The organism is Pseudomonas sp. JV245A, from assembly GCF_032424515.1.
GTDB classification, from domain to species: domain Bacteria; phylum Pseudomonadota; class Gammaproteobacteria; order Pseudomonadales; family Pseudomonadaceae; genus Aquipseudomonas; species Aquipseudomonas protegens.
This window is the reverse complement of the sequence record NZ_VYKE01000010.1, coordinates 1-14,087: the sequence shown is the minus strand read 5'-3', so window position 1 is coordinate 14,087 and position 14,087 is coordinate 1. Positions and strand designations below refer to the sequence as shown.

At 64.5% G+C, this 14,087-nt stretch carries 12 protein-coding genes; 6 read left to right on the top strand and 6 right to left on the bottom strand.

Features of this window, described 5'->3' with window-relative positions; all coding sequences use genetic code 11:
- Positions 1–15 precede the first annotated feature (15 nt).
- The 5 genes from F6S12_RS04885 to F6S12_RS04865 all read right to left on the bottom strand — a co-directional run bounded on the left by F6S12_RS04885 (position 16) and on the right by F6S12_RS04865 (position 5,837).
- Entirely contained in the window at positions 16–1,497 is a 1,482-nt protein-coding gene (locus F6S12_RS04885; protein WP_123473415.1) for a mannitol dehydrogenase family protein, read from the bottom strand.
- A 16-nt stretch (positions 1,498–1,513) separates the two neighbouring features.
- Positions 1,514–2,617, bottom strand: coding sequence for a sn-glycerol-3-phosphate ABC transporter ATP-binding protein UgpC (locus F6S12_RS04880; protein ID WP_315868765.1), 1,104 nt, complete (start codon positions 2,615–2,617; stop codon positions 1,514–1,516).
- A gap of 23 nt (positions 2,618–2,640) precedes the next feature.
- On the bottom strand, positions 2,641–3,471 hold the full coding sequence (locus tag F6S12_RS04875) for a carbohydrate ABC transporter permease (protein WP_011061359.1): 831 nt from the start codon (positions 3,469–3,471) through the stop codon (positions 2,641–2,643).
- 10 nt (positions 3,472–3,481) lie between these two features.
- Entirely contained in the window at positions 3,482–4,408 is a 927-nt protein-coding gene (locus F6S12_RS04870; RefSeq protein WP_011061358.1) for a carbohydrate ABC transporter permease, read from the bottom strand.
- Between the two features lie 157 nt (positions 4,409–4,565).
- Entirely contained in the window at positions 4,566–5,837 is a 1,272-nt protein-coding gene (locus tag F6S12_RS04865) for an ABC transporter substrate-binding protein (RefSeq protein ID WP_254616230.1), read from the bottom strand.
- 93 nt (positions 5,838–5,930) lie between these two features.
- Here F6S12_RS04865 and F6S12_RS04860 point away from each other — a divergent pair, with 93 nt between their 5' ends.
- Positions 5,931–6,218 (top strand): hypothetical protein, encoded by a 288-nt coding sequence (locus F6S12_RS04860; RefSeq protein WP_015635661.1) that lies wholly within the window; start codon positions 5,931–5,933, stop codon positions 6,216–6,218.
- Here F6S12_RS04860 and F6S12_RS04855 read toward each other — a convergent pair.
- On the bottom strand, positions 6,206–8,416 hold the full coding sequence (locus F6S12_RS04855; RefSeq protein WP_315868764.1) for a TonB-dependent siderophore receptor: 2,211 nt from the start codon (positions 8,414–8,416) through the stop codon (positions 6,206–6,208). The genes F6S12_RS04860 and F6S12_RS04855 overlap by 13 nt on opposite strands.
- 338 nt (positions 8,417–8,754) lie before the next feature.
- Here F6S12_RS04855 and F6S12_RS04850 point away from each other — a divergent pair, with 338 nt between their 5' ends.
- The 5 genes from F6S12_RS04850 to F6S12_RS04830 form a co-directional block, all read left to right on the top strand.
- Complete coding sequence (locus tag F6S12_RS04850; protein ID WP_123578014.1) at positions 8,755–9,777, top strand: AraC family transcriptional regulator; 1,023 nt, start codon at positions 8,755–8,757, stop codon at positions 9,775–9,777.
- Between the two features lie 452 nt (positions 9,778–10,229).
- A complete protein-coding gene (locus tag F6S12_RS04845; protein WP_011061355.1) occupies positions 10,230–11,894 on the top strand; it encodes an AMP-binding protein in 1,665 nt (554 codons plus the stop codon).
- A 14-nt stretch (positions 11,895–11,908) separates the two neighbouring features.
- On the top strand, positions 11,909–12,670 hold the full coding sequence (locus F6S12_RS04840) for an SDR family NAD(P)-dependent oxidoreductase (RefSeq protein WP_011061354.1): 762 nt from the start codon (positions 11,909–11,911) through the stop codon (positions 12,668–12,670).
- A 12-nt stretch (positions 12,671–12,682) separates the two neighbouring features.
- On the top strand, positions 12,683–13,873 hold the full coding sequence (locus F6S12_RS04835) for an acetyl-CoA C-acyltransferase (protein ID WP_161467118.1): 1,191 nt from the start codon (positions 12,683–12,685) through the stop codon (positions 13,871–13,873).
- Between the two features lie 12 nt (positions 13,874–13,885).
- The coding region (locus F6S12_RS04830) for an acyl-CoA dehydrogenase family protein (RefSeq protein WP_315868763.1) at positions 13,886–14,087 on the top strand (202 nt) is incomplete at its 3' end.

The window sequence follows — 14,087 nt, the reverse complement described above, 5'->3', positions numbered from 1 at the left end:
AGCCTGCGGCAGCGGCTACACGGGCCTGGCCAACAACCGCTCCAGCGTCTTGCTCACGCCATGTTCGCGCAAGCTGTTGAAGCAGCGCTCGAAAGCATCGACAAACGCGCTGGAATGGGGAATCGCCGAGCCGAAGATTTCTTCCACCGCCAGCAAACGCTGGGTCAGCAAGGTATCGTCGGCCACCAGGGCCTGGCAGAACTCGGCCCGCGGGTCGGGAACCCGGTAGCTCAGGCCATTCTCGTCCACGCCCTTGAGGTACAGGGCCCAGGCCGCCACCACCAGGGCCGCACGCTCGGTATCACGACCATCGGCGATCAGCCGGTTGATGGTAGGCACGGTGAACTTGGGAAACTTCGACGAACCGTCGCTGCACACCCGCTCCAGCTGGTCGGCGATCGCCTGGTTGGAGAAGCGCTGGATGAGGGTGTCCTTGTAGGCCGCCAGGTCGATGCCCGGTACCGGCGCCAGTTGCGGGGTTACGTCCAGGTCCATGTAGGCGCGCATGTAGGCGACGAACAGCGGGTCGTTCATGGTTTCGTGGACGAAGCGGTAGCCCTTGAGAAAGCCCAGGTAGGTCAGGGCCAGGTGGCTGCCGTTGAGCAGCTTGATCTTCATCTCTTCATAGGGCGTGACGTCGTCGGTGAACTGCACGCCGACCTGTTCCCAGGCCGGCCGGCCATTGCAGAACTTGTCTTCCAGGACCCACTGCACAAAGGGCTCGCAGACGACCGGCCAGGCATCGTCGATGCCGTGCTCATCGTGCAGTTGCAGGCGGTGGGCGGTGCTGGTCATGGGGGTGATGCGGTCGACCATGGCGTTGGGAAAGCTCACGTGGCGCTCGATCCAGTCATGCAGGTCGGCGTCGCGGCGGGCGGCGAAGGCCAGCAGCGCCTTGCGGGTCACCGCGCCGTTGTGGGGCAGGTTGTCACAGGACATCAGGGTAAAGGCCGGGATCCCCGCGGCCCGGCGCAGGGCCAGGGCCGCGCAGAGAAAGCCGAATACCGTGCGCGGCTGTTGCGGATGGGCCAGGTCGTGCTGGATCTGCGGCAGGTGCAGCATGAACTCGCCCGTGCTGTCGTCGATGCAGTAGCCGCCCTCGGTGATGGTCAGGGAGACGATGCGGATCTCCGGGCTGGCCAGCTTGTCGATCAGCGCCTGGGCGTCGTCCTCGGCCAGCAGCATCTGGCTGATGGCGCCGATCACCCGCACCTCGTGGTCGTCGCCATCGCCCAGCTCGTACAGGGTGTAGAGGTAGTCCTGGCCGGCCAGATCGTCCCGCGCTCGGCGGTCTTCGGAGCGCAGGCCGACCCCGCAGATGCTCCAGTCCAGGCCCTGGCCCAGGTTCATCAGGGCATCGGTGTAATAGGCCTGGTGGGCCCGGTGAAAGCCGCCGACGCCAATGTGCGCGATGCCCTGGCGGGTGGCGGTGACGGTGTAGGCGGGTACCCGCACCTGGGGCGGCAGTTGGCTGAGGTTCAAGCGTTTGAGTTTCATGCAGGGCTCTCTGGGATCAGGCGGCGGCGCGCAGGGGGCGGGACACGGCGCCCCCCTGGGCATCGAATAGATGGCAGTGCTGGGGGGCCAGGTGCAGGTGCAGCTGTTCGCCGTAGCGGCTCGCCAGGTCACCGCGGATACGCAGGGTCAGGGCTTCACCGCAACTGCTGCGGACATGGCAGAAAGTGTCGCTGCCCAGGCGCTCGGCCACGTCGCTGGTGACTGCCAGGCTGCCCGGGCCGGGCTCGCCCAACTCCAGATGCTCGGGGCGGATGCCCAGGGTCACCTCGCTGCCCAGGCTCAGTTGCGCACCGCTCTGTTCCAGGCGCAGGCGTGCCCCGGCATCCAGCTGGACCTCGCAGCCCTGGCCGTCGACGTGGCTGATGCGGCCCTTGAGAAAGCCCATCTTCGGCGTGCCGAGAAAGCCTGCGACAAACAGGTTGGCCGGGCGATGGTAGAGCTCCAGGGGCGAGCCCACCTGTTCCACCCGGCCACCATTGAGCACCACCACCTTGTCTGCCAGGGTCATGGCTTCCACCTGGTCGTGGGTCACGTAGATCATGGTGGCCTGCAGTTCCTTGTGCAGGCGCGCCAGTTCCAGGCGCATCTGTACCCGCAGGGCGGCATCGAGGTTGGACAGCGGTTCGTCGAACAGGAAGATCTTCGGGTTGCGCACAATGGCCCGGCCAATGGCCACGCGCTGGCGCTGGCCGCCGGACAGCTGCTTGGGCTTGCGTTCGAGCATCGGCCCCAGTTCCAGGATGCGCGCCGCCTCGTCGACCTTCTGCTGCACCAGGGCCTTGTCGACCCCCGCCAGGTCCAGGGCGAAGGACATGTTCTTGCGCACGCTCATGTGCGGGTACAGGGCGTAGGTCTGGAACACCATGGCCAGGTCGCGCTTGGCCGGGCTGACTTCGGTGATGTCGCGACCGTCCAGCTCGATGCTGCCGCCGCTGACTTCCTCCAGCCCGGCGATCAGCCGCAGCAGGGTGGACTTGCCGCAGCCCGAGGGGCCGACGAAGACCACGAATTCCTTGTCGTTCACCTCAAGGTCGATGCCCTTGATGATGTCGAAGCCTTCGAAGCCTTTTTGCAGGTTGTTGATTTTCAGGTGAGCCATGGGATGTCTCCGCAATTTCAGAGTTACTTCACCGCGCCAAAGGACAGGCCGCGCACCAACTGCTTCTGGCTGATCCAGCCGAAGATCAGGATCGGCGCGCAGGCCAGGGTCGAGACCGCCGAGAGCTTGGCCCAGAACAGCCCTTCGGGGCTGGAGTAGGAGGCGATCAGCGCGGTCAGCGGGGCGGCGTTGGAAGAGGTCAGGTTCAGCGACCAGAAGGCTTCGTTCCAGCACAGGATCAGTGACAACAGCGCGGTGGAGGCCAGGCCGCCCTTGGCAATGGGCATGAGTACCCGCAGCATCTCCTGGGCCAGGGTGGCGCCGTCCAGGCGGGCGGCTTCGAGGATGTCCCGGGGGATGTCCTTGAAGTAGGTGTAAACCATCCACACCACGATCGGCAGGTTGATCAGGGTGTAGATCACGATCAGCGCGATGCGCGTATCCAGCAGGCCGAAGCTCTTGGCCAGCAGGTAGATGGGCATCAGCACGCCCACCGGCGGCAGCATCTTGGTGGAGAGCATCCACAGCAGGGTGCGCTTGGTGTTGCGGGTTTCAAAGAAGGCCATGGAGTAGGCCGCCGGCACCGCGATCAGCAGGCACAGGGCGGTCGCGCTGAAGGAAATCACCACCGAGTTCCAGGCGAAGGCCAGGTAGTTGCTGCGCTCGTTGATGTGCAGGTAGTTCTCGAGCGTTGGCGTGAAGATGAATTGCGGCGGCGTGGCAAAGGCGTCGATCTCGCTCTTGAAGCTGGTCAGCACCATCCAGAAGATCGGGAAGAAGATCAGGATCGCGATGGCCCAGGCCAGGGTGCCCAGTAGCAGGCTTTGCAGGCGTCGGGATTGTTGCAGGGTCATGGCGGCCACCTCAGCTCTGGTCAGTCAGGTTTTTGCCGATCATCCGCACCAGGATGATCGCGGCGATGTTGGCGATGACCACGGCGATCAGCCCGCCGGCCGAAGCCATGCCGACGTCGAACTGCACCAGGGCCTGGTTGTAGATCAGGTACGCCAGGTTGGTGGAGGCGTAGCCCGGGCCACCGTTGGTGGTGGTGAAGATCTCGGCGAACACCGACAGCAGGAAGATGGTCTCGATCATCACCACCACGGCAATCGGCCGGGCCAGGTGCGGCAGGGTCAGGTGCCAGAAGATGGCGATGGGCCCGGCACCATCGAGGCGCGCGGCTTCCTTTTGTTCCTGGTCCAGGGACTGCATGGCGGTCATCAGGATCAGGATGGCGAACGGCAGCCACTGCCAGGAAACGATGACGATGATCGACAGCAGCGGGTAGTGCGCCAGCCAGTCCACCGGCTGGGCGCCGAACAGTTTCCACAGCGCGGCGAGGATCCCCGACACCGGGTGGAAGATCAGGTTCTTCCAGATCAGCGCGCCCACCGTGGGCATGATGAAGAACGGCGAGATCAGCAGCACCCGGACGATGCCCCGGCCGAGGAACTCGCTGGCCTCCAGCAGGGCGCTGATCAGTACCCCGAACACCACGCTGATCAGCAGTACGCTGCCCACCAGCAACAGGGTGTTGGTGGCCCCGGGCACAAAGCCCGAATCACTGAGGAAGTAGCTGAAGTTCTCCAGGCCGACGAACTGGTTCTCGCCGGGGTACAGCAGGTTGTAGCGGATCACTGAAAAGTACAGGGTCATGCCCAGGGGCACGATCATCCACAGCAGCAACAGCGCCACCGAGGGGCTGACCAGGAACCAGCCGGGGTTGGCCAGGCGGCTTTTGCGAGGCGCCGCCTGCGGTTGCACATGCAGCTTGGCAGTCGAGGTATTCATAAGGGTCACAACCAGTTGGGTACAGGGGGGCGCGACACGGCGCTGGCACGGCCGGGCTGCCCGTAGGTGCTGGCTTGCCAGCGAAGGCGCCCTTGAACACTGCGCAAGACTCAAGGGCCTCTTCGCCGGCAAGCCGGCTCCTACAGGGAGAGCCGGGTTATTTCGGGTAGCCGGCGCGTTTCATTTCCCGTTCGGTGCTCTGCTGCGCGGCCGCCAGGGCCTGGTCCACCGTGGTCTGGCCGATCAGGGCGGCGGAAAACAACTTGCCGACCTGGGTGCCAATGGCCTGGAACTCGGGGATGGTCACCAGTTGGATGCCGACGTAGGGCACGGGCTTTAGGGTGGGCTTGCTCGGGTCGGCGACCTTCAGCGATTCCAGGGTGACCCTGGCGAACGGCGCGGCCTGCATGTAGGCCTCGCTGTAGGTGGAGGCGCGGGTGCCCGGCGGCACATTGGCGATGCCATCCTTCTCGGCCACCAGGGCCGCGTACTGCTTGGAAGTGGCCCAGGCACTGAAGGTCTTGGCGGCGTCCTTGGCCTTGGAACTGGCGGGGATCGCCAGGGACCATGAGTACAGCCAGGCGCTGCCCTTGTCAGTGACCTGGTGCGGCGCGTAGGTGAAGCCCACATGGTCGGCGACCTTGCTCTGGCTCTTGTCGGTGACGAAAGAGCCGGCCACGCTGGCGTCGACCCAGATCGCGCACTTGCCGCTGTTGAACAGCGCCAGGTTTTCGTTGAAACCGTTGCTCGAAGCCCCCGGCGGGCCGGACTTCTTCATGTTGTCGACATAGAAGGTCAGGGCGTTCTTCCATTCCGGCCCGGTGAACTCCGGCTGCCACTTCTCATCGAACCAGCGCGCCCCGTAGCTGTTGGCCAGGGTGCCGATCAGCGCCATGTTTTCGCCCCAGCCGGCCTTGCCCCGCAGGCACAGGCCGTACTGTTCCTGGTCGGGCTTGTTGAGCTTGGCGGCGAATTCGCCGATCTGCTCCCAGGTCGGCCGCTCGGGCATGCTCAGGCCGGCCTCCTTGAACAGGTCGGTGCGGTAGTAGGTCATGGAGCTTTCGGCGTAGAACGGCAGGGCATAGAGAGTGCCCTTGACCGACAGGCCCTCGCGCACCGAAGGGAAGACATCGTCCAGCTCATAGCTGGCCGGCAGGTCCTGCATCGGTTGCAGCCAGCCCTTGGCGCCCCAGAGTGCGGCTTCGTACATGCCGATGGTGAGCACGTCGAATTGCCCGCCCTGGGTGGCGATGTCGGTGGTCAGGCGCTGGCGCAGCACGTTCTCTTCCAGCACCACCCAGTTCAGCTTGATGTCCGGGTGCTCGGCCTCGAAGGTCTTGGACAGGCGTTGCATGCGGATCATGTCGCTGTTGTTGACGGTGGCGATGGTCAGGGTCTGGGCGCCAAGGGTGACGCTGCTGAGGGTCATGCAGGTGGTGAGGAGCAGGGCTTTGCTGCAGGGTTTCATCGTTCACTCCTGTCCTGCGCCGGTGAGGGCTGCAGAAGGACGGTTATTGTTGTTATGTCTTCCTCTGCCGAGGAAGAAGGTGGGCTGATTACAGCCCTCAACGACCGCTCTGACAAATCATCCATAACACTGAAACCGATACTTTTTTGCACTGCACTGAAAACGTTCGGCCGGCGCCAGCCGCCATTGGGCAAGGATTTGTCCGGCCTTGCCGGAAAAAATCGAGAAAATTGCGTATTGGTTTGCTGCGTAGTCGGGCTTGCCGGGCGAAAAACCGCGCAGAACGGCGGCGAGGCCCTGGCCAAAAGGGCTTCGCCTGGAGGGGTGGGTCAGAACGAATAGCTGGCTGTCATGATCGCCGAGCGTGCATCGCCGTATTCGATGGCCGAGGAGCGGGCGGTTGAGCCACTCTGCTGGCGTACTCGTTCCACGTAGTCCTTGTCGAACAGGTTATTGACGTTCAGTTGCAGGTCGAGATTGCGGTTGACCTTGTAGCTGAGCATGGCGTTGTGTACCCAGTAGGCGTCCAGCTTGGCCTGGGTGCTGGAGGTGACGTTGCGTTCGCTGACATAACGAGTGCCGTAACCCAGGGTCCAGCCAGCCGGCCATTCGTAGGTGGTCCAGAGGTTGAACGAGCGCGGTGGGGTGTTGCCCAGGGCTTGGCCCTTGCGGGCGATCCCGGAAGCGGTGTCCGCGGCCTTCAGGGTCTCGCTGTTGAGGAAGGTGTAGTTGGCGAACAGGTTCCAATGCTCGGTCACACGCCCCGTGAGGCCCAGTTCGACGCCCTGTACCCGCTTCTTGCCGGCCAGTTGGGTGGAACCGTCGGACATGGTTTCCCGGGCATTGCTCTTCTCCACGCGAAACAGCGCGGCGTCCAGCTCCAGGCGCTTGTCCAGCAGTTCCCACTTGGTGCCCAGCTCCCAGGTTTCGTTCTTCTCCGGCGCCAGCTCCTCGGTATTGGCGTTGAGGCCGCTGCCGGTCGAGGCGAGGTTCTCGGCGGAGGGGTTGAAGGAGTTGCCCCAGGCGGCATAGATCCGCCCGTTCTCGGTTGGCTTGAACACCAGGCCCGTGCGGGCGCTGACCTTGGCGTCATCGGAGGCGCGCTTCGAGGTTTTCACATGGGCCCCGGAGTAGCTGTCAGCCTTGCCGCGGATCTTGTCATAGCGCAGGCCCAGGTTGAGGTCCCATTGTTCATGCAGGGCGATGTTGTCGAACAGGTACAGCGCCTGGTCCGTCAGGCGAGTCTCGGTGTAGCCGCCGGTGGTCTTGCTGATCGGACCATTCCAGCGTCCGGGTGGATGGCCCAGGTCATAGCCGAGGGCCGGGTAGAGGGTGCTGCCCAGGCCGTGACTGTAGGTCTTCAGGTCCAGGGTTTCGTGAGACAGCTCCAGGCCCACCGTCAGATCATGGCGCATCCCGGCGAGCTCGAAATCGCCGATGAGGTTGCTCTGGTTGATCCACATCTCGGTGGTAGCGTCGCGCCCATAGGCCTGGGGGCCCGCCGGCAGGTAGCGGCCCGGCGGGACACGGCTGGTGTTGGTATGGGACGCGGAGACAATGGTGTCGCGTGCGGTGTGGCTGTAGCGCGTCAAGTTCTGCAGGCGCAGGTAGTTGTTGAACTCATGCTCGAAGTTGGCGGTGAAGGCGCTCTGCTCGATCTGTTCCTTGTCGAGGTTCTTCCAGCCGAAGTAGGCATCGCGCTTGACGCCGGCCAGCCTCTTGCCGTCGCGCGCCGGCACGCCGTAGTCGGGAAGGTTGTCGTCGCTTTGGTGGAAAGCGCTGAGAGTCAGGCGGGTGGTGTCGTTGAAACCCAGCCGCAGTGACGGAGCAATGCCCCAGCGCTGGCGGTCGATCTTCTCGCGGTCGGGCACATCGTTCTGATGCCCCATGAGGTTGATGCGCAGCGCACTGTTGGTGCCGACGCCTTCCAGCGGCTGGTTGCCGTCCAGGGTCAACCGGTAGTAGTTGTCGCTGCCAATACTGCCGCCCAGACGGGTGAAAGCCTGGTCCCTGGGCTGCTTGCTGGCCACGTTGATGCTGCCGCCAGTGGTGCCGGCACCGCCGAATACCGAGTTGGGGCCCTTGATGACCTCGACCTGTTCGACGTTGAACGTGTCGGAACGGTTGCTTTGCGCGCTGTCGCGCAGGCCGTCGATCTGTAGGTTGCTGTTGGCCGAAAAGCCGCGGATGTTGATGCTGTCTCCCGAGCCGCCGCCACCTTCGCCGGCGTTGAAGGTGATGCCGGAGACGTTGGATAGCACTTGGCGCAGGTTCAGCGCCTGCTGCTCCTGGATCACCTGGGAGGGGATCGTGGTAATGGTTTGCGGGGTATCCAGAAGAGGCGCGACGTATTTGGCGGAGGACGAGCGCTCGACCTTGTAGCCGCGATGCTCTTCGGTCTCGATCTTGATGCTGTCCAGCTGCAGCGGTTTCTGCTGTTCTGCGGCGCCGCCAACGCCTGGTACAGAGGCGATCGTGAAGCCGATGGTGGAGGCCAGGAAGTGGCGTGGCGGCAAGGCAGGTGGGGATTTTTTATTCATTGGAATCACTCGCTTGCTTGATGAGATCAAATCGCAAACGAGACTAATTCCTAATAACTGCGCATTCAATGATGCTTATGCGGACCTGGCTACATTCAGTCTTTTCCTAGCAATTCTTGGGATAAATCACTTCCTTATGGGTATTTATCTTGTCCTGGTGGCGACCATTTCAGCGTGGTCTCGGGTTTACTTCTGAACATCGGACGCAGTCCGCTGCTACCGGGCCCTGGCTGGCGGAGAGTGGCAAAGGGCATGCAGGGGGGGACCAAAGCCCACTGGCTTTTTCCCGGTCACTGCCTAAGATGGCCATCCCAGGATTGAGTAAACCGTTGGCCGCGATGTCGGAAAAAGACACCATCTCCATGCAACTGGTGCGCGAGGCACTGCTGCAAAGCTGCGCCCCGGGCGCCGCCACCGATGAAGTGCTGCACAAGGTCGGGATCGACCCGGCGGGCCTGCAGCAGGGCACGGCGCGGGTACCGGCCAGTGCCTATGCACGGCTCTGGCGCCTGCTGGCGCGGCGCCTGGACGATGAGTTCTTCGGCATGGACCCGCGCCGCCTGAAGTCCGGCAGCCTGGCCTTTCTCTGCCGCTCGGCCATGGCCCAGCCGACCCTGGCCAGCGGGCTGGACTCGGTGCTGGGCTTTCTGACGCTGATGTTCGAGCGCATGCCGGCGCAGCTGGTGCACCAGCAGAGCCTGGCGGAAATCGTCCTGCTGGAGGATGAACACGAGCCGCGGCGGGCCTTTACCTACTTCACCTACTGGATGATTGTCCACGGCGTGGCCTGCTGGCTGGCGGGCCGGCGCATTCCGATCCTGGCCATCGAGCTGCGCGGCCCGCAGCCGGATTTCTGCGACGACTACCGGGTGATGTTCTCCGACAACCTGCGTTTCGAGCGGCCACGCACACGGATGATCATCGCCGCCGACTGCCTGGACCTGCCGATCAAGCGCAGCGAGGAAGAGCTCAAGCGCTTCCTGGCCCATGCCCCGGCCAACATCCTGGTCAAGTACCGCGACCCCGAGAGCCTGGCCAGCCGCATCAAGCAGCAGTTGCGGCACCTGCCAGGGGAGCAGTGGCCCGAGAGCGAAAGCCTGGCCCAGAGCCTGTGCATGTCCGCCTCGACCCTGCGCCGGCGCCTGGCCGAAGAGGGCCAGAGCTACCAGGCGCTCAAGGACAGCGTGCGCAAGGAACTGGCGATTGTCTGGCTGGCCGAGCCGCAGATCAGCTTTGCCGAGATAGCCGGGCGCCTGGGGTTTGCCGACACCAGCTCGTTCTACAAGGCCTTTCGCAAATGGTCCGGTTCCAACCCCGGGCATTACCGCAGCCTGATCCTCAACGACCCGCACCTCTCGTAGGAGCCGGCTTGCCGGCGAAGGGGCCCGCAAGCCCTGCACCGCCCGAGACGACGCCTTCGCTGGCAAGCCAGCTCCTACACAGGCGGTAACCCCATCCCCCAATAGGAGCCGGCTTGCCGGCGAAGAGGCCCGCAAGCCTTGTACCGCCCGAGACGACGCCTTCGCTGGCAAGCCAGCTCCTACACAGGCGGTAACCCTCATCCCCCGTAGGAGCCGGCTTGCCGGCGAAAGGGCCCGCAAGCCTTGCACCGCTCGGGCTGACGCCTTCGCTGGCAAGCCAGCGCCTACGGCAATTTCAGGTGCCGCCGCCAACCGTGGCGGGGCGTGCTCTTGGCCAAACCGGTCACGCAACTTGATAGCTTTGACCATTGTTCCGCGAGGGCTCTGGCGCCAGTATTTCCCTGATTTTCATGAGGTTCCCATCCTAATAAGAACAGTGAGGGATTCTGGCAATGCGCAACTACCTGTCTGCTATCAAGGAATTCGATTATCAGCACACCATGGAGTCGGCCCTGGCGGGCTCGCTCTCAGCCCTCAATGCCTGTGTCGAGTGCTGCGACCGGCATGCCTTGCCCGGGCGCATCGCGCTGTTCTGGGAAGGCCGGGACGGCAGCAGCGCCAGCTACACCTTCACTGAACTGCAGGACAAGGCCGGGCGCCTGGCCAACTTCTTCCTGGCCCAGGGGGTCGGCAAGGGCGACAAGGTCGCCGGGCTGCTGCCACGCAATGTCGAACTCTTGATCACGGTGCTGGCCACCTGGCGCATTGGCGCGGTGTACCAGCCGCTGTTCACCGCCTTCGGCCCCAAGGCCATCGAGCACCGCCTCAACAGCTCCAAGGCCAAGCTGGTGGTCAGCGACGCGGTGAACCGGCCCAAGCTGGCGGAAGTCGCCGAGTGCCCGACCATCGTCACGGTCGCAGGCGCCAAGGGCCAGGGCATCGTGCGCGGTGACTTCAGCTTCTGGGCCGAGCTGGAACAGTACCCGGCCCAGTGCGAGCCCGTGCTGCTGACCGGCGAAGACCCATTCCTGCTGATGTTCACCTCGGGCACCACCGGCCCCTCGAAAGCCCTGGAAGTGCCGCTCAAGGCCATAGTCGCGTTCCAGGCCTACACCCGCGACGCCGTGGACCTGCGCCCGGAAGACGCCTTCTGGAACGTCGCCGACCCGGGGTGGGCCTACGGCATCTACTTCGGCGTCACCGGGCCCTTGGGCCTGGGCCACCCGATCACCTTCTACGATGGCCCCTTCACCCTGGAAAGCACCTGCCGGGTGATCAACAAGTACGGCATCACCAACCTCACCGGTTCGCCCACTGCCTACCGCCTGCTGATCGCTGGCGGCGACCAGTTTGCCCGTTCGATCAAGGGCCGCCTGCGTATCGTCAGCAGCGCCGGCGAGCCGCTCAACCCCGAAGTCATCCGCTGGTTCGCCGAACAACTGGGCGTGGTGATCCACGACCACTACGGCCAGACCGAGCTGGGCATGGTTCTGTGCAACCACCACGGCCTGGAGCACCCGGTGCATGTCGGCGCCGCCGGTTTCGCCTCGCCGGGCCACCGTATCGTGGTGCTGGATGAGCACTACCAGGAACTGGGCGTCGGCCAGCCGGGGATTCTGGCCATCGACCGCAGCCAGTCACCCATGTGCTGGTTCGCCGGTTACGCCGGGGTGCCGACCAAGGCCTTTGTCGGCAACTACTACTTAAGCGGCGATACCGTGGAGTTGAACCAGGACGGCAGCATCAGCTTCGTGGGCCGCAGTGACGATGTCATCACCACCTCCGGCTACCGGGTCGGCCCGTTCGACGTGGAAAGCGCGCTGATCGAACACCCGGCCGTGGTGGAAGCGGCGGTGGTGGGCAAGCCCGATCCGGAGCGCACCGAACTGGTCAAGGCCTTCGTGGTGCTCAGCGAGCAGTACCGCGCCACCGATGAGCTGGCAGAGGAGTTGCGCCAGCACGTGCGCAAGCGCCTGGCGGCTCATTCCTACCCCCGTGAAATCGAATTTGTCAGCGAATTGCCGAAGACCCCAAGCGGCAAATTGCAGCGCTTTATCTTGCGCAACCAGGAAATCGCCAAGGCTCAAGAGGCCGCGGCGTCAACAGCTACCGCATGAACAGGATTTGAATGATGGACATTGCAAACCAGGTGTTTCTCGTCAGTGGCGGCGCTTCCGGCCTGGGAGCCGCCAGCGCCGAAATGCTGGTCGCCGCCGGCGCCAGGGTGATGCTGGTGGACCTCAATGCCGAGGCCGTGGCGGCCAAGGCCCAGCAGCTGGGCTGCCAGAGCGTGGTGGCCGACATCAGCCAGGAAGCCGCGGCCGAAGCGGCGGTGCAGGCCACGGTCAAGGCCTTTGGCGGGCTCAACGGCCTGGTCAACTGCGCCGGCATCGTGCGTGGCGAGAAAATCCTCGGCAAGAACGGCCCCCACGCCCTGGCCAGCTTCAGCCAGGTGATCAACGTCAACCTGATCGGCAGCTTCAACCTGCTGCGCCTGGCAGCAGCAGCCATTGCCGAAAGCCCGGCCAATGCCGACGGCGAGCGCGGGGTGATCATCAACACGGCGTCCATCGCCGCCTTCGACGGGCAGATCGGCCAGGCGGCCTACGCTGCCTCCAAGGGCGCCATCGCCAGCCTGACCCTGCCGGTGGCCCGGGAGCTGGCACGCTTCGGCATCCGGGTGATGACCATCGCCCCGGGTATTTTCGAAACCCCGATGATGGCCGGCATGAGCGACGAAGTGCGGGCCGGCCTGGCCGCCGGCGTGCCATTCCCGCCACGCCTGGGCAAGCCCGCCGAGTACGCCGCGCTGGTGCGGCACATCATTGAAAACAGCATGCTCAACGGCGAGGTGATCCGTCTCGACGGCGCCTTGCGCATGGCCGCCAAATAAGGAGGATTCATCATGTCCATTGCCCAAGATCCGATTGTCATCGTCAGCGCCGTCCGTACCCCCATGGGCGGTTTCCAGGGAGACTTCAAAGGCCTCAGCGCGCCGCAACTGGGGAGCGAAGCCATTCGCGCCGCAGTCCAGCGCGCCGGCCTTGCACCGCAGGCGGTCGAAGAAGTGCTGTTCGGCTGCGTGCTGTCCGCCGGCCTCGGCCAGGCCCCGGCCCGTCAGGCCGCCCTGGGCGCCGGCCTGGACAAGGGCACCCGCTGCACCACCCTGAACAAGATGTGCGGTTCCGGCATGGAGGCCACCATCCTGGCCCACGACATGCTGTTGGCCGGCAGCGCCGAGGTGGTGATCGCCGGTGGCATGGAAAGCATGTCCAACGCCCCGTACCTGCTGGACCGCGCTCGCAGCGGGTACCGCATGGGCCACGGCAAGGTGCTGGACCATATGTTCCTCGACGGCCTGGAAGACGCCTACGACAAGGGCCGCCTGATGGGCACCTTCGCCGAGGATTGCGCCGAGGCCAACGGCTTTACCCGCCAGGCCCAGGACGATTTCGCCGTGGCTTCCCTGACCCGTGCCCAGCAGGCGATCAAGGACGGCCTGTTCAAGGACGAGATCGTTCCCCTGCAGGTGATGGTCGGCAAGGAGTCGAAGCTGATCAGCGACGACGAGCAGCCGCCCAAGGCCAAGCTGGACAAGATCCCTACCTTGAAACCGGCGTTCCGCGACGGTGGCACCGTGACTGCGGCCAACTCCAGCTCGATCTCCGACGGCGCCGCGGCCCTGGTGCTGATGCGCCGCTCCGAAGCTGACAAGCGCGGCCTCAAGCCCCTGGCAGTGATCCACGGCCACGCGGCCTTCGCCGATACCCCCGGGCTGTTCCCGGTGGCCCCGGTGGGTGCCATCGAGCGGCTGATGAAGAAGACCGGCTGGTCGTTGAACGAGGTCGACCTGTTCGAGATCAACGAAGCCTTCGCCGTGGTCAGCCTGGTCACCATGAGCAAGCTGGAAATCCCCCACGCCAAGGTCAACGTGCACGGCGGCGCTTGCGCCCTGGGCCACCCGATCGGCGCTTCCGGTGCGCGGATCCTGGTGACCCTGCTGTCGGCCCTGCGCCAGAAAGGCCTCAAGCGTGGCGTGGCCGCGATCTGCATCGGCGGTGGTGAAGCCACGGCCATGGCCGTTGAATGCCTGTAACGAGGAATCCCGATGTTGCCCAATGACGAACAACTGCAGATCAGCGACGCGGCCCGGCAATTCGCCCAGGAGCGCCTCAAGCCTTTCGCCGCCGACTGGGACCGCGAGCACCGCTTTCCCAAGGAAGCCATTGCCGAGATGGCCGAGCTGGGTTTCTTCGGCATGCTGGTGCCCGAGCAGTGGGGCGGGTGCGACACCGGCTACCTGGCCTATG